This window comes from Rhodocista pekingensis (assembly GCF_042665545.1).
GTDB lineage: Bacteria > Pseudomonadota > Alphaproteobacteria > Azospirillales > Azospirillaceae > Rhodocista > Rhodocista pekingensis.
Genome location: NZ_JBHTCM010000013.1, coordinates 1 through 20,102, shown reverse-complemented (window position 1 = coordinate 20,102; position 20,102 = coordinate 1). Strand labels below are relative to the sequence as shown.

The following is a 20,102-nucleotide window of genomic DNA, read 5'->3' as shown; positions in this document are numbered from 1 at the left end:
CCACGTGCGCGTAGTGCCGGTTCGTCGTCTCGTACTCAACGTGCGCCGTCGAAATCGTGATCCCGCGCGCCTTCTCCTCAGGCGCCTTGTCGATCTGGTCGTACGCCGTGAACGTGGCTCCGCCCGTCTTCGCCAGCACCTTCGTGATCGCCGCCGTCAGCGACGTCTTGCCGTGGTCGACGTGACCGATCGTCCCGACATTGCAGTGCGGCTTCGTCCGCTCGAATTTTGCCTTCGCCATGGCTCTCTCGTCCTTCTTTGATCCCGTGGGCGCCCAGTGATCCGGTTAAGACCCTTCAGGCCATCTTGGCGCGGATCGTATCCGCGACGGCCTGCGGCACCTGCTCATAGTGGTCGAACTGCATCGTATACTGCGCACGCCCCTGGCTCATGGAGCGCAGGGTGTTGACATAACCGAACATGTTGGCCAGGGGGACCATGGCCTCGATGACGCGCGCGTTGCCGCGCTGGTCCATGCCGGTGATCTGCCCGCGCCGACTGTTCAGGTCACCGATGATGTCGCCCATGTAATCCTCGGGCGTCACCACCTCGACCTGCATGATCGGCTCCAGCAGGGCCGGCCTGGCCTTCTGCACGCCTTCCCGGAACGCCGCACGGCTGGCGATCTCGAACGCCAGCACCGAGCTGTCCACGTCGTGGTAGGCACCGTCCACCAGCTCGACCCGGAAGTCGATCACCGGGAAGCCGGCGACGACGCCGCTGTCCTTGGACGACTCCAGACCCTTCTGCACGCCGGGGACGAATTCCTTCGGCACTGTGCCGCCGACGACCTTGTTCTCGAAGCGGAAGCCCTCACCGGGCTTCAGCGGCTCGAACACCAGCTTCACCCGCGCGAACTGGCCCGACCCGCCGGTCTGCTTCTTGTGGGTGTAGTCCACTTCGGCGCGCTGCGTGATCGTCTCGCGGTAGGCGACCTGCGGCGCGCCGACACTGGCGTCCACCTTGAACTCGCGGCGCATGCGGTCGACGATGATCTCCAGGTGCAGTTCGCCCATGCCCTTGATCACCGTCTGCCCGCTTTCGGGATCGACGGCGACACGGAAGGACGGGTCCTCGGCGGCCAGCCGTTGCAGCGCCGTGGACATCTTCTCCTGGTCGGCCTTCGTCTTCGGTTCGACCGCCACCTCGATCACCGGCTCGGGGAACTCCATCCGCTCCAGCACGATCGGGTGCGCGGGATCGCACAGCGTGTCGCCGGTGGTCGTGCCCTTCAGGGCCGCCAGCGCCACGATGTCGCCCGCGAAGCACTCCTTGATCTCTTCCCGGGTGTTGGCGTGCATCAGCAGCATCCGGCCGACGCGCTCACGCTCTTCCTTGCCCGGGTTCAGCACATAGGACCCGCCTTGCAGCGTGCCCGAATAGACGCGGACGAAGGTCAGCGTGCCGACGAACGGGTCGTTCATGATCTTGAACGCCAGCGCCGAGAACGGCGCCGCATCGTCGGTCGGCCGCACGTCCGTCGCCCCGTCCAGAGCGACGCCGCGCACGGCCTCGATGTCCTTCGGCGACGGCAGGTAATCCACCACCGCGTCCAGCATCGGCTGCACGCCCTTGTTCTTGAAGGCCGAACCGCAGAGCACCGGGACCAGCCGCAGGGCGATCGTGCCCTTGCGAATCAGCGCCCGCAGAGTCGCCTCGTCTGGCTCGACGCCCTCCAGGAAGGCCTCGGTCGCGGTATCGTCCAGCTCCACGGCCTGCTCGACCAGACGGGTCCGGTATTCGATCGCCTGGGCGCGCATCCCTTCCGGGATCTCGGTCTCGTAGAACTCGGCCCCGAGGGTCTCGGCCTTCCAGATGACGGCCTTCATCTTCACCAGGTCGATCACGCCGGCGAAGTCGGCCTCCACGCCCAGCGGGAGCTGCAACACGGCAGCGTTCGCCCCCAGCCGGTCGCGGATCATCTCGACGGTGCGGAAGAAATCCGCCCCGATCCGATCCATCTTGTTGACGAAGCACATGCGCGGCACGCGGTACTTGTCCGCCTGCCGCCACACGGTCTCCGACTGCGGTTCCACACCCGCGACGCTGTCGAACACCGCGATCGCACCATCGAGCACCCGCAGGCTGCGCTCCACCTCGATGGTGAAGTCGACGTGGCCCGGGGTGTCGATGATGTTGATGCGGTGCTCGCGCCAGAAGCAGGTCGTCGCCGCCGAGGTAATGGTGATCCCGCGCTCCTGCTCCTGCTCCATCCAGTCCATCGTCGCGGTGCCTTCATGCACCTCGCCGATCCTGTACGACTTTCCTGTGTAGTACAGGATGCGCTCGGTCGTCGTCGTCTTGCCGGCATCGATGTGCGCGGCAATGCCGATGTTCCGATAGCAGTCGAGTGGATGGGAGCGGGACATTGCGTTCTCTGCGCCGACGAACCCTGTCGGACGGGATTGCGGGATCAGCCGGTTACCAGCGGTAGTGCGAGAAGGCCTTGTTCGCCTCGGCCATGCGGTGCGTGTCCTCGCGCTTCTTCACCGCCGTGCCGCGCTGGTTGGCGGCGTCCAGCAGCTCGGCGGAGAGGCGCTCGGTCATGGTGTCCTCGGACCGGCCGCGGGCAGCGGAGATGATCCAGCGGATCGCCAGGGCCTGGGCACGCTCGGAGCGGACCTCGACCGGAACCTGGTAGGTCGCACCGCCGACGCGGCGGGAACGGACCTCAAGGTACGGGCGGACGTTGTTCAGCGCGTCATGGAAGAGCTGCAGAGCGTTCTGCTTCGCCTTCGCCTCGATCCGGTCCAGCGCCCCGTAGACGATGGACTCGGCGACGGACTTCTTGCCGTCGTACATGAGGCAGTTCATGAACTTCGTGAGCACGACATCGCCGAACTTGGCGTCGGGCAGAACTTCGCGCTTCTCGGCCTTGCGACGACGAGACATCTGAAAATCTCCTTACTTCGGACGCTTCGCGCCGTAGAGCGAGCGGCGCTGCCTGCGGTCCTTCACGCCCTGCGTGTCGAGCACGCCGCGGATGATGTGGTAACGCACGCCGGGAAGGTCCTTCACGCGGCCGCCACGGATCATGACGACCGAGTGCTCCTGGAGGTTATGGCCCTCGCCGGGGATGTAGCTGATCACCTCGTAGCCGTTGGTGAGCCGGACGCGCGCGACCTTACGGAGCGCCGAGTTCGGCTTCTTCGGCGTGGTGGTGTAGACGCGCGTGCAGACGCCGCGCTTCTGCGGGCACTCCTGGAGCGCCGGAACCTTGTCGCGAGCCACAAGCGGCGCACGGGGCTTGCGGATCAACTGGTTGATCGTCGGCATCTACCGCCCTTTACTTTGTCCCCAGACGGGGGTGTTTCCCATATTCACAGGCCCGATTCCTGCCGAACGACGAAAACACCCGCATGCGAAGCGAACCAGCCTCGCGCGGGCATTTGTCGAACGCCGTCCGAACAAGGACTCGGGGTCGGCTATCTCACTTTTTCGGGGGGTCCGCGCGGATACGTTCCACGGGCACGGGGCACCGGAACGTCCGTTGGGGCAGCGTCTAGCCCGCCCGAGCCACCGCGGTCTGCGGATGGCCGGGACGGCCTACAGCCTGCCCCCCGAAAACGGTCCGCGGAATATATTGGGGTGACAGGGGGGCGTCAAGCGCAACCGGGGCCGCACGCCGCCGTTTTCCGCAGGGGTCGCCGCACGGCGACGCAGGGCTCCGGCGGGATCGAGGTCCAGGCCCGGCGCGGCTTTCCCGGGCAGGTCCGGCACATCCGGAACGGGGTCCGCCACACCCGGGCGGGGGCCCGCGGCACGCCACGGATCCATGCCCCCGCCATTCTCCTACCCGATGGAGGACGCCGGGTCCAGCCCGCGACGGCGTTCTCCCACCCGACGGCCCGTCCAGCGGACGGCCCGAGGTCCCGAGTCCGCCGGCAGCACCCGCGGGTCAGACATGACCACGACCGCACGGCACGGCATGGCACGCGGGCGCAATCCGCATTATATAGCGCCGGTTTCCAGCAGAGTGACCGCCCCATGTCAGAGACCGCCGCCCCGGCCGCCAAGACCCTGGCCCCCGCCCCCAAGGTGGGCATCGTTTCCCTCGGCTGCCCGAAGGCGCTGGTGGACAGCGAGCGCATCCTTACGAAGCTGCGCTCGGAGGGATATGAGATCTCCGGCTCCTACGACGGGGCCGACGTCGTCCTGGTGAACACCTGCGGCTTCCTGGACAGCGCCAAGACCGAGAGCCTGGACGCCATCGGTGAGGCCATTAAGGAGAACGGCCGGGTCATCGTCACCGGCTGCCTGGGCAAGGACGCCGAGCTGATCCGGGAAGCGCATCCGCAGGTACTGGCGGTGACCGGCCCGCACCAGTACGAACAGGTCGTGGCCGCCGTGCATGACGTGGTGCCGCCGCGGCACGACCCGTACCTGGATCTGGTGCCGCCCCAGGGGCTGCGGCTGACGCCGCGGCACTACGCCTATCTGAAGATTTCCGAGGGCTGCAACAACCGCTGCACCTTCTGCATCATCCCCTCCATCCGCGGCGACCTGGTCAGCCGGCCGGCCAATCTGGTGCTGGCCGAGGCGGAGAAGCTGGTGAAGGCCGGGGTGAAGGAACTGCTGGTGGTGTCGCAGGACACCTCGGCCTACGGCGTGGACCTGAAGTATGCGGAGTCGCGCCATCGCAACCGCAGCGTCCGCGCCCGCTTCCTTGATCTCTGCCAGGAGCTGGGACAGCTCGGCGCCTGGGTGCGGCTGCACTATGTCTACCCCTACCCGCATGTGGACGAGGTCATCCCCCTGATGGCCGAGGGCAAGGTCCTGCCCTACCTGGACATCCCTTTCCAGCACGCCTCCCCGCGGGTGCTGAAGGCCATGCGCCGCCCTGCCGACCATGAGCGCATCCTGGAGCGGATCAAGGGCTGGCGGGCCGGCTGCCCCGACCTGACCCTGCGCTCCACCTTCATCGTCGGCTTCCCCGGCGAGACGGAGGAGGACTTCCAGTTCCTGCTGGACTGGCTGACGGAAGCGCAGATCGACCGGCTGGGCTGCTTCCAGTACGAGCCGGTGGCCGGCGCCAGGGCCAACGACCTCCCCGGCGCCGTGCCCGATGCGGTGAAGGAGGAGCGCTGGCACCGGCTGATGCAGCACCAGCAGGCGATCAGCGACGCCCGCATGCAGGCCAAGGTCGGCCGCAGCATCGAGGTGCTGATCGACGAGGTGGACGAGGACGGCGCCACCGGCCGCTCCTGGGCCGATGCGCCGGAGATCGACGGCAACGTCTTCCTGAACGGTGAGACGGACCTGAAGCCGGGCGATCTGGTCAAGGCCACTGTCTTCGCCACCGACGCCTACGACGTCTGGGCCGAGCGGGACTGACCGGTCAGAGCCGCGGGGGATCTCAGGAAAAAGCGCCCGGCCGCGGGGTCGGCAGCGAGCGCGCGCAGGCGGAGACACTGCGGCGCAACGACCCCGGCGGCCGGGCACGAGCGTTCGGCCGGCACCGTCGGACCCGGCGGGACTGCGGCGTGGCGCCCGCCCGCCTCAGCCCCGGTCTCCTGGCCTCGACGCCGCCGGCCGCCGCATCCTTGTAATGCTAGTCATTCGCATTTGCAATCCCATTTCCCTTCCCGCTCAGCCGTCCCGGCAGCAGGCGGCCAGGGCTTGGGGGGGGCGGCCAGGGCTTCGGGGCAGAAGACGGATGATGGCGCATCAGCGTGACAGGACGCGCTGAATCTCGGTCCGCATGTCTCTTCCCACCCCGTACACCCCCGCAAGCCCGGACCAGCGCGCCACCCCTCCGCGCACTTCGTCCAGGATGCTGGCCATCTGCCGGTCCTTCAGCCCATGCCGCCGCCCCAGGGTCAGCATGTTCTCCACCGTCGGCTGCCGGGCTTCCCCCTCCACGTCCAGATAATGCTCTCCCCCGGGCCCGCGGGAGAAAGTCAGGTCGTAGGCAGGGGCCAGCCGCCAGCGCCCATGCCGGTCCATCAGATAGCTGTGCTGGCGGATATGGTCGTCGCGGTTGTGGGCCAGAACATTGAACACCATGCGCCGGAATGCCATCGCCACATCCGCTGCGGATCGCGTGAGGGCGAGCGTGGCGCGCAGAAAGGTGTCGTAGCTGGCTGCGGTCACGCCATAGGGCGCCTCCAGTGCAGCGCACAGGGACAGCATGTGCAGCCGTCCACCGCCCGCCACCCGATCGAAGCGCCGCGTAGCGAAATAGCCCGGCCCCCTCTCCGCCGGGATCAGCCGGCACTCGGCCATCTCCAGCCCCGCGGCGGTCGCCATCTCCGCATAGACCATTTCGATCGGACCGATATCCTCCGGGTCCTCGGCCGCGCGGAATTTGACGATCCAGGGCTCTGCCTCGCCGGGCAGATCGCCCTCCCCGCAGACAATCCGGCCTGTGCCGTCGAAGCCCACATGCACCTTCGGCCGGGCGCCTCCAGAACTGCCGCCCAGCCTGGCCAGAATCTCGATCAGGTCGCTCTCGCGGCCCTCCAGGATCGCCGCAGCCCCCGCGGCAAGCTGATCCAGGTCGAAACCGCCGTCCTCTCCATCATCGGGGGCGATGGCGGGTTCATAGACCAGCGCTCCCCGACCGGCAGCGCCCACCAGGGCAAGCAGGTCCACCGGGTCCAGATCGTCGATGCGGATACCGGCACGGGCCAGCCGACGGTGCAGCAGGAGCCGCCCCCAGCCATCGGGCAGACTGTCCGCGAACACACCGTGCAGCCCCCCGAAGTGCCGCGTGCGGGCGGGATGCAGGCCGGGCCCCGCCGGGTAACGTAGCGGGTCGATCTGCACGCCGGTCGCTCCGAACCCCGGTGCAAACTCCAGGATCGCCGTCCCGCGGAGAGCCGCCAACCGGCCGACGGTGAGGTTCTCCGCGGCGGACCAGCGCAGGGAAACGGTCAGCGGGTTTCCTGGTTTCAGGCGCATTCATCCGCCCCCTTGCCGCGCCGCGGGGCGCGTCGGCGTCCGGGCGCGGTCTGCTTCAGGGCCTCGTCCAGGGTTGCGTACTCCGGAGCCGGGAAAAGCTCCAGCAGCCCGTCCTCCGCCCGCAGCGCAAGGGCGGTGCGGACGATATCGGCGAAGGAGACCTGACCTGTGGCCTCCAACCGCCGGTAGGTGGAGAAACTGACGCCGGCGCGCTCGGCCAGAACCGACTGGCTCAGGCCTTGGGCGAGCCGGAGGGCCCGGACGCGCTCACCGACCCGGCGGCAGATCTCGGGCGCCGTGTAGAGCATTGCTCATCCATGAACTGTTAATACGCTCTATGGGCCATAATAGCCCACGAGAGAGCGATTATACAGGTCCGTCCGACAGCCACGCGGGCCGCCTGTCCCACTGGCGGCACCGGTCACCGCACCGCTTCCGATCCGGCGACCGGAAAGAAAAAGGGCCGCCCCTTGCGGGACGGCCCTTCATCAACGCTATGGACGTGGGCGGCCTCAGGCCGCGGCCTCGCCACCCTCCGCCAGGGCGGGCGTCTCGTCCTCCCCGTCGGCGAGCTGGAGCGCCTTGTCGCGCTCGGCCGCGATCTGCTTGAGCCGGTTGACCACGGAGCCCGTGCCCGCCGGGATGAGCCGGCCGACGATGACGTTCTCCTTGAGGCCCTCCAGATTGTCCACCTTGCCCTGCACCGCCGCTTCGGTGAGGACGCGGGTGGTCTCCTGGAACGACGCCGCCGAGATGAACGAGCGGGTCTGCAACGAGGCCTTGGTGATGCCTTGCAGCACCGGCTTGGCGATGGCGAAGCGCAGATCCTGCTCGCCCTCGTTCATCCGCTGCTGGACCAGACGGTTCTCCTCATCGAACTCGGTGCGGTCCACCTGCTCGCCGGCGAGGAAGGTGGTGTCGCCCGGGTCCGTGATCTCGACCTTCTGGAGCATCTGGCGGACGATCACCTCGATGTGCTTGTCGTTGATCTTCACGCCTTGCAGTCGATAGACGTCCTGGATCTCGTTGATCAGGTAGTTCGCCAGGCTCTCGACCCCCATGACGGCCAGGATGTCGTGCGGCACCGGGTTGCCGTCCATCAGCAGGTCGCCCTTCTGGACATAGTCACCCTCCTGCACGGAGATGTGCTTGCCCTTGGGGATCAGGTACTCCTTCTCCTCGCCCGTCTCGTCATTGCGGACGACGATGCGGCGCTTGGTCTTGTAGTCCTTGCCGAACTCCACCCGGCCGTCGATGTCCGAGATGATGGCGAAGTCCTTCGGACGGCGCGCCTCGAACAGTTCGGCGACGCGCGGCAGACCGCCGGTGATGTCGCGGGTCTTGGAGCTTTCGCGCGGGATACGCGCCAGCACGTCGCCGGCCCGGACCCTCGCCCCGTTCTCCACCGACAGGATGGCGTCCACGCTCATGTAGTAGCGCGCCTCCAGCCCGTTCGGCAGCTTCACCACCTCACCCGTCTCGTCGCGCAGGGTGATGCGCGGCCGCAGGTCCGCACCGCGCGGCTGCTGGCGCCAGTCGGTGACGACCTTGGAGCTGATGCCCGTCGCCTCGTCGACGACCTCGCGGACGGACACGCCCTCCACCAGATCGACGTAGTTGGCGATACCCTCCCTCTCCGTGAGGATCGGCAGGGTGTACGGGTCCCACTCGGCCAGACGGTCGCCCTTCTTGATCATCGCCCCGTCGGTCGCCAGTGCCTTGTTCAGCTTGGCGCCGTAGGGGACGCGGTGGCGCGCCCGCTCGCGGCCCTGGTCGTCGAGCAGGGCCAGCTCGCAGTTGCGGCCCATGACCACCGGCACGCCCTCGGAGTTCATGACGAGGTTGCGGTTCTTCACCAGCACCTTGGCGTCCAGGGTCGCCTCGATGAAGGACTGCTCGGCACCGCGCTGGGCGGCACCGCCGATGTGGAAGGTACGCATGGTGAGCTGCGTACCCGGCTCGCCGATCGACTGCGCGGCGATGACACCCACGGCCTCGCCCATGTTGACCCGGGTGCCGCGGGCGAGGTCACGCCCGTAGCACTGGGCGCAGACGCCGTCGCGGGTCTCGCAGGTCAGCACCGAGCGGATGTGGACGCTGTCGATGCCGGCGCGCTCGATCACCTCGACCTCGCGCTCGGTGATCATGTCGCCGGCCGCGACCAGCATCTCACCCGTCAGCGGGTGGATGATGTCCACCGACACGGTACGGCCAAGGATACGCTCGCCCAGCGGCACCACGATCTCGCCGCCGTCGATGACGGCCTTCATGGTGATGCCGCGGGTGGTGCCGCAGTCATTCTCGACGATGATCGCGTCCTGGGCCACGTCGACGAGACGGCGGGTCAGGTAGCCCGAGTTCGCCGTCTTCAGCGCCGTGTCGGCCAGACCCTTACGGGCGCCGTGCGTGGAGTTGAAGTACTCCAGCACGGTCAGGCCTTCCTTGAAGTTCGAGATGATCGGCGTCTCGATGATCTCGCCGGACGGCTTGGCCATCAGGCCGCGCATGCCGGCAAGCTGCTTGATCTGGGCCGCCGAACCGCGCGCACCGGAGTGGGCCATCATGTAGACGGAGTTCACCCCGACGCCGGACTTCGGCTGCTCGATCACCTTCATCATCGCCGAAGCGACCTTCTCGGTCGTCTCGGACCAGACGTCCACCACCTTGTTGTACTTCTCGCCCTGGGTGATCAGACCGTCCAGATACTGCTGCTCGTACTCCTTCACCCGGTCCTGCGCCTCGCGGATCAGGATTTCCTTCTCGGCCGGGATGACCATGTCATCCTTGCCGAAGGAGATGCCGGCCTTGAAGGCGTTGGAGAAGCCCAGCTTCATCAGCCGGTCGGCGAAGATCACCGTCTCCTTCTGACCGCAGTGGCGGTAGACGACGTCGATGATGTTGCCGATCTCCTTCTTGGTCAGGAGCCGGTTGATCAGCTCGAACTTGATCGCCGGGTGACGCGGCAGGATCTCGGACAGCAGCATGCGGCCCGGGGTCGTCGTCACGCGCACGGTGATCGGCTTGCCCTCGTCGTCCACCGTCTTGTAGCGGCACTGGATCTTGGCATGCAGGCTGACCGCCTTGGAGGCCAGCGCGTGCTCGATCTCCCCGATGGTGCCGAAGGCCATGCCCTCGCCGACCATGCCGGGCAGTTCCATCGTGATGTAGTAGAGACCCAGCACGATGTCCTGGCTGGGCACGATGATCGGCCGGCCCGAGGCGGGCGACAGGATGTTGTTCGTGGACATCATCAGGACGCGCGCTTCCAACTGGGCCTCAAGGCTCAGCGGGACGTGCACGGCCATCTGGTCGCCGTCGAAATCCGCGTTGAAGGCGGTGCAGACCAGCGGGTGGAGCTGGATCGCCTTGCCCTCGATCAGGGTCGGCTCGAACGCCTGGATGCCGAGACGGTGCAGCGTGGGCGCCCGGTTCAGCATGACCGGGTGCTCGCGGATGACCTCCTCCAGGATGTCCCAGACCTCCGGCCGCTCCTTCTCCACCATGCGCTTGGCCGCCTTGATGGTGGAGGCGAGGCCGTACAGCTCCAGCTTGGCGTAGATGAAGGGCTTGAACAGCTCCAGCGCCATCTTCTTCGGCAGGCCGCACTGGTGCAGCTTCAGCTCCGGACCGACGACGATGACCGAACGGCCGGAATAGTCGACGCGCTTACCCAGCAGGTTCTGACGGAAGCGGCCCTGCTTGCCCTTCAGCATGTCGCTGATGGACTTCAGCGGGCGCTTGTTCGCGCCGGTGATGACGCGGCCGCGGCGGCCGTTGTCGAACAGCGCGTCGACCGCCTCCTGCAACATGCGCTTCTCGTTGCGCACGATGATGTCCGGCGCCTTCAGCTCGATCAGCCGCTTCAGGCGGTTGTTTCGGTTGATGACGCGCCGGTACAGGTCGTTCAGGTCGGACGTGGCGAAGCGGCCGCCATCCAGCGGCACCAGCGGGCGCAGCTCGGGCGGGATGACCGGCACGACCTCAAGGATCATCCATTCCGGACGGGTCGCGTCCGGGAAGATCTTGAACAGCGGGCGGGCGTCCGGCCGCTCGATCCGCTCCTTGTAGCCCTCGAAGCGCTCATAGGCGCCGACATCCTCGACCTCCTGCGACGGGCCGAGGAACGCCTCGATCAGCTTCAGGCGCTTGACCAGCTTCTTGCGCTTGGCCTCGCTGGCGGTCTCCTTCAGCTCCTCGCGGCAGGTGGCCTTCTCCTCGATCAGGTCGAGGTTGGCCAGGAGGTCCTTCATGGCCTCCGCGCCGATCTTGGCGGTGAAGGCGTCCTCGCCGAACTTGTCCTGCTTGTCCAGGAGCTGGTCCTCGGACAGCAGCTCATGGAGCTTCAGGTCGGTCAGGCCCGGCTCGATGACGACATAGTTCTCGAAATAGAGGATCCGCTCCAGATCCTTCAGGGTCATGTCGAGCAGCAGGCCGATGCGCGACGGCAGGCTCTTCAGGAACCAGATGTGCGCGACCGGCGAGGCCAGCTCGATGTGCCCCATGCGCTCGCGGCGCACCTTGGACAAGGTGACCTCGACGCCGCACTTCTCGCAGATGATGCCCCGGTACTTCATGCGCTTGTACTTGCCGCACAAGCACTCGTAATCCTTGATCGGACCGAAGATGCGGGCGCAGAACAGGCCGTCGCGCTCCGGCTTGAAGGTCCGGTAGTTGATCGTCTCGGGCTTCTTGATCTCACCGAAGGACCAGGAGCGGATGCGCTCCGGGCTGGCGATCGAAATGCGGATCTGATCGAAGCTCTGCGGCCCCTGCGGCTGGCCGAAGATGTTCATCAATTCGTTCATGTGCCGTCTCCCCTCGGGGTGGGCTGAGCGCCCTGGCGAAAAATCGGGGCGAAACTCGGGTCGGGCGGGGCGCTGTCAGCCACCCCGCCCGCGTGACGATCCGGACGATCAGTAGGTCCGCTGGTTCAGCTCGACGTTCAGGCCGAGCGACCGCAGTTCCTTGACCAGCACGTTGAAGCTCTCGGGGATGCCGGCCTCGAAGTTGTCGTCCCCGCGGACGATGGCTTCGTAGACCTTGGTGCGGCCGGACACGTCGTCCGACTTCACCGTCAGCATCTCCTGGAGCGTGTAGGCGGCACCGTAGGCCTCCAGGGCCCACACCTCCATTTCGCCGAAGCGCTGGCCACCGAACTGGGCCTTACCGCCCAGCGGCTGCTGGGTGACCAGGCTGTAGGGGCCGATGGAGCGGGCGTGGATCTTGTCGTCGACGAGGTGGTGCAGCTTCAGCATGTAGATGTAGCCGACCGTGACCCTGCGGTCGAACGGCTCGCCCGTGCGGCCGTCGATCAGCGTCGACTGGCCGGAGCGGTCGAGCCCGGCGGCCTCCAGCATGCGGCAGATGTCGTCCTCCCGCGCACCGTCGAAGACGGGCGTGGCGAACGGGATGCCGCGGCGCAGGTTGCCCGCCAGCTCCATCAGCTGGGCCTCCGACATCGGGGCGATGTCGCTCTCGTAGACGGCCTCGCCATAGATGCTGCGCAGACGCTCCTTGAGATCCTCCGCGGTCCTGGCCTTGTCGGCCGCCTCCACGGTGGCGGCGCGCATCCGGTCCAGCATCTCGCCGATCTGGCGGCCGATGCCGGCGGCGGCCCAGCCCAGATGCGTCTCCAGGATCTGCCCGACATTCATGCGCGAGGGCACGCCCAGCGGGTTGAGGACGATGTCGACGTTCCGCCCGTCCTCCAGGTACGGCATGTCCTCGATCGGGGTGATGCGGGAGATGACGCCCTTGTTGCCGTGACGGCCGGCCATCTTGTCGCCGGGCTGGAGCTTGCGCTTCACCGCGACGAAGACCTTGACCATCTTCATCACGCCGGGCGGCAGCTCGTCGCCGCGTTGCAGCTTCTCGACCTTGTTCTCGAAACGCTCCTGCAAGCGCTGCACGGAGTCGTCGAAGACCTTGCCGGTCTGTTCGATGATCTCCATGACCTGGTCGTTCTCGACCGAGATGTGCCGCCACTGGCCGCGGGTGAGGCCGGCCAGCGTCTCGTCGGTGATCGTCTCGCCGCCCTTCATGCCCTTCGGGCCGCTGACGGTGCGCTGGCCGAGCAGCAGCTCCTTCAGGCGGGTGTAGAAGGAGCGCTCCAGGATCGCCTTCTCGTCGTCGCGGTCCTTGGCGAGCTTCTCGATCTCGGCCCGCTCGATGGCCAGTGCGCGCTCGTCCTTGTCCACGCCGCGGCGGCTGAAGACGCGCACCTCCACCACCGTGCCGGCGACGCCGGGCGGCAGCCGCAGCGAGGTGTCGCGCACGTCGGACGCCTTCTCGCCGAAGATGGCGCGCAGCAGCTTCTCTTCCGGCGTCATCGGGCTTTCGCCCTTCGGCGTCACCTTGCCGACCAGGATGTCGCCCGGGCGGACCTCGGCGCCGATGTAGACGATGCCGGCCTCGTCGAGGTTCTTCAGCGCCTCTTCACCGACGTTCGGGATGTCGCGGGTGATCTCCTCCTGGCCCAGCTTGGTGTCGCGGGCCATGACCTCGAACTCCTCGATGTGGATCGAGGTGAAGACGTCATCGCGGACGATCCGCTCGGAGATGAGGATGGAGTCCTCGAAGTTGTAGCCGTTCCAGGGCATGAACGCGACCAGCACGTTGCGGCCCAGGGCCAGCTCGCCCAGGTCGGTCGACGGGCCGTCGGCGATGATGTCGCCCTTCTGGACCCGATCGCCCACCTTCACCAGCGGCTTCTGGTTGATGCAGGTGTTCTGGTTGGAACGCTGGAACTTCAGCAGGTTGTAGATATCGACGCCGGGCGCCGCAGGATCGGTGTCCTCGGTCGCGCGGATGACGATGCGGGTCGCGTCCACCTGGTCCACGATGCCGGCGCGGCGGGTGACGATGGTCACGCCGCTGTCGCGGGCCACCGTGGCCTCCATGCCGGTGCCGACCAGCGGGCTGTCCGCCTTGATCAGCGGCACGGCCTGCCGCTGCATGTTCGAGCCCATCAGCGCGCGGTTGGCGTCGTCGTTCTCCAGGAACGGGATCAGCGCCGCGGCGACGGAGACGAGCTGCTTCGGCGACACGTCGATCAGGTCGATCATGTCGGGGCGGACCAGCAGGTACTCGCCGCCCTTGCGGCACGACACCAGCGGGTCGGCGAAGCGGTTGCCGGCGTCCAGCGGGGCGTTCGCCTCGGCGACGGTGTAGCGGCCCTCCTCCATGGCGGAGAGATAGACCACCTCGTCCGTCACGCGGCCGTCGATCACCTTGCGGTACGGGCTCTCGATGAAGCCGTACTGGTTCACCCGGGCATAGGTGGCGAGGCTGTTGATCAGACCGATGTTCGGGCCTTCCGGCGTCTCGATCGGGCAGATACGGCCGTAGTGGGTGGGATGGACGTCGCGCACCTCGAAGCCGGCGCGCTCGCGGGTCAGACCGCCCGGCCCGAGTGCCGAGAGACGACGCTTGTGCGTGATCTCGGACAGCGGGTTGGTCTGGTCCATGAACTGCGAGAGCTGCGACGAGCCGAAGAACTCGCGCACCGCCGCCGCGGCCGGCTTGGCGTTGATCAGGTCGTGCGGCATCACCGTGTCGATCTCGACCGAGCTCATGCGCTCGCGGATCGCACGCTCCATGCGCAGCAGACCGACGCGGTACTGGTTCTCCATCAGCTCGCCGACGGAGCGGACGCGACGGTTGCCCAGGTGGTCGATGTCGTCGATCTCGCCGCGGCCGTCCTTCAGCTCGACCAGGATCTTGAGGATCTTGAGGATGTCCTCCTTGCGGAGCACGCGCATCTGATCGTCCGTCTCGAAGCCGAGACGGGCGTTCATCTTCACGCGGCCAACCGCGGACAGGTCGTAGCGCTCCTGGTCGAAGAACAGGCCAGCGAACAGGGCTTCCGCGCTCTCCAGCGTGGGCGGCTCGCCCGGACGCATGACGCGGTAGATGTCGATCAGCGCATCCTCACGGCTGGCGTTGCGGTCCGCCGCCATGGTGTTGCGGATGTAGGCGCCGATGTTCAGGTGGTCGACGTTGAGGACGGGCAGTTCCTCCACGCCCATCTTCTCCAGCCGCTCCAGCGCGGTGGCGCTCAGCTCGTCGCCCGCCTCGTAGATCACCTCGCCGGTCTTCTCGTCGATGATGTCGATGGCGAGATAGCGGCCGATGATGTCCTCGATGGCGACCTTGATCTCCTGCAAGCCCTGGTCCTGGAGCTTGCGGATCAGGCGCGGGGTCAGCTTCGTGTCGCGGCTGGCCAGCACCTCGCCGGTGCGGGCATCGACGAGGTCGGTCAGCAGCTTCTGACCCTTCATGCGCTCGGCGTCGAAACCGGTCTTCCAGCCGTCGGCGGCACGCTGGTAGGTGATGGTCTCGTAGAAGTAGCCGAGGATCTCCTCCTTCGCCATGCCCTGCGCCTCGTAGGGCAGCAGGTCCTTGCCCAGCGCGCGGCGCTCGGCGCGCAGCTCGGCCGAGTCGGCGCCATCGAGCGCGTACAGCAGCGTCGTCGCCGGCAGCTTGCGGCGCCGGTCGATGCGGACATAGACGATGTCCTTGGCGTCGAACTCGAAATCCAGCCAGGAGCCGCGGTACGGAATCACCCGTGCGGCAAAGAGGTACTTGCCCGAGCTGTGGGTTTTGCCCTTGTCATGGTCGAAGAACACACCGGGAGACCGGTGCATCTGCGAAACGATGACCCGCTCGGTTCCATTGATGATGAAGGTGCCGTTCGCCGTCATGAGCGGCATGTCGCCCATGTAGACGTCCTGCTCCTTGATGTCCCGGATGGACCTGAGGCCGGTATCCTCGTCCACGTCGAACACGGTCAGGCGCAGCGTGACCTTCAGCGGCGCGGCGAAGGTCATCCCGCGCTGCTGGCACTCTTCCACGTCGTACTTCGGCTGCTCCAGCTCGTAGCGCACGAAGTCGAGCACGGCACGTTCGGAGAAGTCCTTGATCGGGAAGACCGACTTGAAGACTTCCTGAAGCCCGACGTTGGCGCGCTTCTCGGGCGGTACGTCCATCTGGAGGAAGTGGTCGTACGAGCTCCGCTGCACCTCGATGAGGTTCGGCATGCGGGTCACTTCGGGGATGCGCCCGAAGCTCTTGCGGATTCGCTTACGTCCCGTGAACGACTTGGCCATCAGTGCCTCTCGTGAACTCGCCCGGTTCAGTGCGCCCGGCAACTCCGCCCGGACTGCCCTGCCCGGCCGGCGCTGCGGTCGAAACGCGAATCGGCGCGGGCGGCAGGCCACGAAGGGCCGCCGCTCGCCCGCGCCGGGTACGTCAATCGGTCACCCGATGGCCACAGGATGCGGCCGCTCCGGCGACTTATGGTCCGCAGGCTGGGCGCGGGCCCGGCCTGCGGTAAGCGCCCGGCGGGGATGATGCGCCCCCCACCGGAAAAGACAGACGACGCCGGGCGGCGGCACGCCCTTCCGGGTCGGCCACCGTCCAGCGTCGGAATGTGGTTCGCTACGTCGCTCAAATCGGACTTACTTAATGTCGACCTTGGCGCCCGCCTCTTCAAGCTGCTTCTTGATCTTGGCGGCTTCGTCCTTGGTCGCGCCTTCCTTGACGGTCTTCGGCGCACCCTCGACCAGATCCTTGGCCTCCTTCAGGCCGAGGTTGGTGATGGCGCGGACTTCCTTGATCACGTTGATCTTCTTGTCGCCGCCATCGACGAGGATGACGGTGAACTCGGTCTGCTCCTCGACCGGGGCGGCAGCGGCGGCAGCGGCGGCCGGAGCAGCGGCAACGGCGACCGGAGCAGCGGCGGACACGCCCCACTTCTCCTCGAGCATCTTGGAGAGCTCGGCGGCCTCCAGGACGGTCAGGGCGGACAGGTCTTCAACCAGCTTCTCAAGCTTGGACATGATGGTCTCCAGAAATCACAGTATGAGTCGTACAGGATCGGCAGCTCACGCCGCCTCGTCCTTCTTGGCGTAGGCCGCGAGAACGCGGGCCACCTGGCCGCCCGGGGCCTGAAGGACGCCGGCGATACGGGTCGCGGGCGTCTGGATCATGCCGAGCAGCGAGGCGCGCAGTTCGTTCAGCGAAGGCAGCTTGGACAGGGCATCGACGCCCTGGCTGTCCAGCTTGAGCCCCGGCAGGCCGCCACCGACGATCTGGAACTTGTCGTTGGTCTTGGCATAGTCGACGGCCACCTTGGCCGCCGCCACCGGGTCCTTCGAGTAGGCGATCGCCGTCGGGCCCTTGAAGAAGCCGTCCAGCGTCTCGAACTGCGTACCCTTGAGGGCGATGCGGGCGAGCCGGTTCTTGGTCACTTTGAAGCTGCAGCCAGCGGCCCGCATCTTCCGGCGCAGGTCCGTCACCTCAGCCACCGTCATCCCGCTCTGCTTGGTGACGATGATAAGGCCGGCTTCCTGCAAGGAAGAATTAAGGGCCGCGACCGTCGCTTCCTTCTGTGTACGGTCCACGGTTCGCCTCCAAAACTGGGACGATCGGCGCGAACGCCGCCCGTCCCGGTTCACGCTTGAGACCTTTTCCGGTTGGCGACCGGATCGGGTCCCGGTTCACCTGTCCCAGAAGCGACAAGCCATCATGCCCAGGCGAGGCGGGAAACCCGTCCGACCCGGAAACTCCGTGCTCTGCTCCCGTCTCATGCAGGCTGGGCGATTAAGCGTTGGCGGGGTTCCGTTGCCGGAAGACGCCCGCCGCGGCGCCCGCAATCTCGGACAGGGTAGGTGCCACGGGGTCGCCCCCGAAGCACCCGGTCCCGCGGACGGTCACCCGTCCGCGGGAAATTCGGATCAACCGCCCAGCGACGCGACCAGGGCCGGAATGTCGAGCTTGAGGCCCGGGCCCATGGTGGAGCTGAGGGAAACCTTCTCGATGTAGGTGCCCTTGGCACCCGACGGCTTCGCCCGGTTGATGGCCGTGACGAAGGCGCGGATGTTCTCTTCGAGCGCCTGCTCGGAGAAGCTGGCCTTGCCGACGCCGGCATGCACGATGCCGGTCTTCTCGGCCCGGAACTCCACCGCGCCGCCCTTGGCGGCCTTCACGGCCTCGGCGACGTTCGGGGTCACGGTGCCAAGCTTCGGGTTCGGCATCAGGCCGCGCGGGCCGAGGATCTTACCGAGCCGACCGACCACGCCCATCATGTCCGGGGTGGCGATGCAGCGGTCGAAATTGAACTCACCGGCCTGGATCTTGTCCGCCAGGTCCTCCGCACCGACGATGTCGGCGCCGGCGGCCAGGGCCTCGTCGGCCTTGCCAGCGCGGGCGAACACGGCCACGCGCACGGTCTTGCCGGTGCCGTTCGGGAGCTGCACCATGCCACGGACCATCTGGTCGGCGTGACGCGGGTCGATGCCCAGGTTCATCGCGATCTCGACGGTCTCGTCGAACTTCGCGGTGGCGTTGGACTTGACCGCCTTCACGGCCTCGTCGAGGGCGTAGAACTTGTCGCGGTCAACGGTCGAGACGGCCTTCTTCAGGCGCTTGCCGAGCTTCGCCATGGGATCAGCCCTCCACCACTTCGATGCCCATCGAACGGGCGGAGCCGACGATCATGCGGGCGGCGCCCTCGACGTCGTTGGCGTTCAGGTCCTTCATCTTCTTGGTCGCGATGTCGCGGACCTGCTCCATGGTCACCCGACCGACCGGGCCGGACCGACCGACGGTCGAGCTGCCCTTGTCGATGCCGGCGGCCTTCTTCAGGAAGTAGGTGACCGGCGGGGTCTTGGTGACGAAGGTGAAGGTACGGTCGCCATAGGCCGTGATGACCACGGGGATCGGCATCCCCTGTTCCAGGTCGGCCGTCTTGGCGTTGAACTGCTTCACGAACTCCATGATGTTCAGGCCGCGCTGACCCAGCGCCGGACCGATCGGCGGCGACGGGTTGGCCTTGCCGGCCGGAACCTGGAGCTTGATGTAACCGACGATTTTCTTCGCCATGATACGTCCTCAGTTGCCGGCCCCGCCCCGCGGGGCCGCCGGGATGCGTGGTGCGGCTATGGCTTGCCTCCCACGCGCAAAAACCGGCCCCGCCGAAGCGGGGCCGACATTGGAAACTAGACTTTCTCGACCTGCGCGTATTCCAGTTCGACCGGGGTCGCGCGACCGAAGATGGACACCGCGACCTTGACGCGCGCCTTGTCCTCGTCGACTTCCTCGACATAGCCGGTGAAGGAGGTGAAGGGGCCATCCGTGACACGGACCTGCTCGCCCACCTCGAACTGGATCGACGGCTTCGGCCGCTCGATGCCTTCCTTGACCTGGTTCAGGATGCGCATCGCCTCGCCTTCGGAGATCGGCTGCGGCTTGCCGCCGCCACCCAGGAACCCCGTGACCTTCGGCGTGTTCTTGACCAGGTGCCAGGTCTCGTCCTGCAATTCCATCTTCACCAGCACGTAGCCGGGGAAGAACTTGCGCTCGGCATTGATCTTGGTGCCGCGACGGACCTCGACGATCTCCTCCGTGGGGACGAGAATCTCCTCGAACTTCTCTTCCAGGCCCTTCTGGGCGGCCTTCTCACGGATCGCCTGGGCGACCTTCTTTTCGAAGCCGGAGTAGACGTGGACCACGTACCAACGCGCCGCCATGCTCAGCCCCCGATCCCGAGGACGAGACGGATGGCGAACGAGATGAACTGGTCGGCCAGCAGGAAGAAGATGGCAGCCAGGATCACCATGACGAACACCATCACGGTGGACACGGTCGTCTCCTTGCGTGTCGGCCAGGTGACCTTGGCCACCTCGCGGCGGACCTCGCGCATGAATTCGGCGGGACTGGTCTTCGCCATGTCGGCTTGAGCCACCACTCTGGTTGCGTGCTTCGTTTGATCCGCTTCAGCCGATCCGTGTCAGCCTACCGCCCTTGGCGCCACCCGTAGGGGGCGTCGCCGAAGAGTGGCAGGAGTGGAGGGGCTCGAACCCCCAACCCCCGGTTTTGGAGACCGGTGCTCTACCAGTTGAGCTACACTCCTAAACGGAACTCTGTCCGGTGGCGTCCTGTCCACGGCGGAAGCCGCCGGGCAACACGCCCCTCACCCCGTCAGGCTGCGGGGAGAGCGGGTATCTAGCGCATGTGGCCGCGGAAGGCAACAGGCAGAATCGCCGCAAACCCGGAAAATCTTAACAACTCTCTATAAAAAGCGAAGGGCCGCCCGATGGGCGGCCCTTGCTGTCCGGCGCACGGATGCGCGCAGGACTACTCGATGATCTTGGAGACGACGCCGGCGCCGACGGTGCGGCCGCCCTCGCGGATGGCGA

At 66.8% G+C, this 20,102-nt stretch carries 15 protein-coding genes and 1 tRNA gene; 1 reads left to right on the top strand and 15 read right to left on the bottom strand.

What is annotated here, in order from left to right:
• The 4 genes from ACFQPS_RS13680 to rpsL all read right to left on the bottom strand — a co-directional run.
• Nucleotides 1-241, bottom strand: a 241-nt coding sequence (locus ACFQPS_RS13680; RefSeq protein ID WP_377359773.1) for a GTP-binding protein, incomplete at its 3' end; no start/stop codon positions are given.
• A gap of 55 nt (nucleotides 242-296) precedes the next feature.
• Nucleotides 297-2,369: an elongation factor G gene (gene fusA, locus ACFQPS_RS13675; protein WP_377359784.1), complete on the bottom strand. Its 2,073-nt coding sequence runs from the start codon at nucleotides 2,367-2,369 to the stop codon at nucleotides 297-299.
• A gap of 52 nt (nucleotides 2,370-2,421) precedes the next feature.
• On the bottom strand, nucleotides 2,422-2,892 hold the full coding sequence (gene rpsG, locus ACFQPS_RS13670; RefSeq protein WP_012565930.1) for a 30S ribosomal protein S7: 471 nt from the start codon (nucleotides 2,890-2,892) through the stop codon (nucleotides 2,422-2,424).
• Nucleotides 2,893-2,904: 12 nt separating this feature from the next.
• The gene (gene rpsL, locus ACFQPS_RS13665) at nucleotides 2,905-3,276 is read right to left on the bottom strand and encodes a 30S ribosomal protein S12 (protein WP_012565929.1); all 372 of its coding nucleotides are present in this window, start codon (nucleotides 3,274-3,276) and stop codon (nucleotides 2,905-2,907) included.
• Nucleotides 3,277-3,987: 711 nt separating this feature from the next.
• Between rpsL and rimO the strand changes: the two genes are divergently transcribed.
• A complete protein-coding gene (rimO, locus tag ACFQPS_RS13660) occupies nucleotides 3,988-5,334 on the top strand; it encodes a 30S ribosomal protein S12 methylthiotransferase RimO (protein WP_377359783.1) in 1,347 nt (448 codons plus the stop codon).
• Between the two features lie 333 nt (nucleotides 5,335-5,667).
• On the opposite strand, the gene ACFQPS_RS13655 is transcribed toward rimO, so the two are convergent.
• The 11 genes from ACFQPS_RS13655 to ACFQPS_RS13605 all read right to left on the bottom strand — a co-directional run bounded on the left by ACFQPS_RS13655 (nucleotide 5,668) and on the right by ACFQPS_RS13605 (nucleotide 19,816).
• Nucleotides 5,668-6,903 carry a type II toxin-antitoxin system HipA family toxin gene (locus tag ACFQPS_RS13655; protein ID WP_377359782.1) on the bottom strand — a complete coding sequence of 412 codons (1,236 nt, stop codon included), beginning with the start codon at nucleotides 6,901-6,903 and terminating at the stop codon, nucleotides 5,668-5,670.
• A complete protein-coding gene (locus tag ACFQPS_RS13650) occupies nucleotides 6,894-7,211 on the bottom strand; it encodes a helix-turn-helix domain-containing protein (RefSeq protein WP_377359781.1) in 318 nt (105 codons plus the stop codon). Before ACFQPS_RS13650 ends, ACFQPS_RS13655 begins: the two co-directional genes overlap by 10 nt.
• 204 nt (nucleotides 7,212-7,415) lie before the next feature.
• Complete coding sequence (gene rpoC / locus ACFQPS_RS13645) at nucleotides 7,416-11,708, bottom strand: DNA-directed RNA polymerase subunit beta' (RefSeq protein WP_377359780.1); 4,293 nt, start codon at nucleotides 11,706-11,708, stop codon at nucleotides 7,416-7,418.
• A 108-nt stretch (nucleotides 11,709-11,816) separates the two neighbouring features.
• Nucleotides 11,817-16,010: a DNA-directed RNA polymerase subunit beta gene (gene rpoB / locus ACFQPS_RS13640; protein WP_377359779.1), complete on the bottom strand. Its 4,194-nt coding sequence runs from the start codon at nucleotides 16,008-16,010 to the stop codon at nucleotides 11,817-11,819.
• Between the two features lie 351 nt (nucleotides 16,011-16,361).
• Nucleotides 16,362-16,742, bottom strand: a complete 381-nt coding sequence (gene rplL / locus ACFQPS_RS13635; RefSeq protein WP_012565923.1) for a 50S ribosomal protein L7/L12 — start codon at nucleotides 16,740-16,742, stop codon at nucleotides 16,362-16,364.
• Between the two features lie 45 nt (nucleotides 16,743-16,787).
• Nucleotides 16,788-17,306, bottom strand: coding sequence for a 50S ribosomal protein L10 (gene rplJ / locus ACFQPS_RS13630; protein WP_012565922.1), 519 nt, complete (start codon nucleotides 17,304-17,306; stop codon nucleotides 16,788-16,790).
• Between the two features lie 333 nt (nucleotides 17,307-17,639).
• Nucleotides 17,640-18,347 carry a 50S ribosomal protein L1 gene (rplA, locus tag ACFQPS_RS13625; RefSeq protein WP_377359778.1) on the bottom strand — a complete coding sequence of 236 codons (708 nt, stop codon included), beginning with the start codon at nucleotides 18,345-18,347 and terminating at the stop codon, nucleotides 17,640-17,642.
• A gap of 4 nt (nucleotides 18,348-18,351) precedes the next feature.
• Nucleotides 18,352-18,786 carry a 50S ribosomal protein L11 gene (gene rplK, locus ACFQPS_RS13620; protein ID WP_377359777.1) on the bottom strand — a complete coding sequence of 145 codons (435 nt, stop codon included), beginning with the start codon at nucleotides 18,784-18,786 and terminating at the stop codon, nucleotides 18,352-18,354.
• 116 nt (nucleotides 18,787-18,902) lie between these two features.
• A complete protein-coding gene (gene nusG / locus ACFQPS_RS13615; protein ID WP_377359776.1) occupies nucleotides 18,903-19,433 on the bottom strand; it encodes a transcription termination/antitermination protein NusG in 531 nt (176 codons plus the stop codon).
• Between the two features lie 2 nt (nucleotides 19,434-19,435).
• The gene (gene secE / locus ACFQPS_RS13610; RefSeq protein WP_377359775.1) at nucleotides 19,436-19,633 is read right to left on the bottom strand and encodes a preprotein translocase subunit SecE; all 198 of its coding nucleotides are present in this window, start codon (nucleotides 19,631-19,633) and stop codon (nucleotides 19,436-19,438) included.
• A 107-nt stretch (nucleotides 19,634-19,740) separates the two neighbouring features.
• Nucleotides 19,741-19,816 (bottom strand) — tRNA-Trp (locus ACFQPS_RS13605).
• Nucleotides 19,817-20,102: the final 286 nt, after the last annotated feature.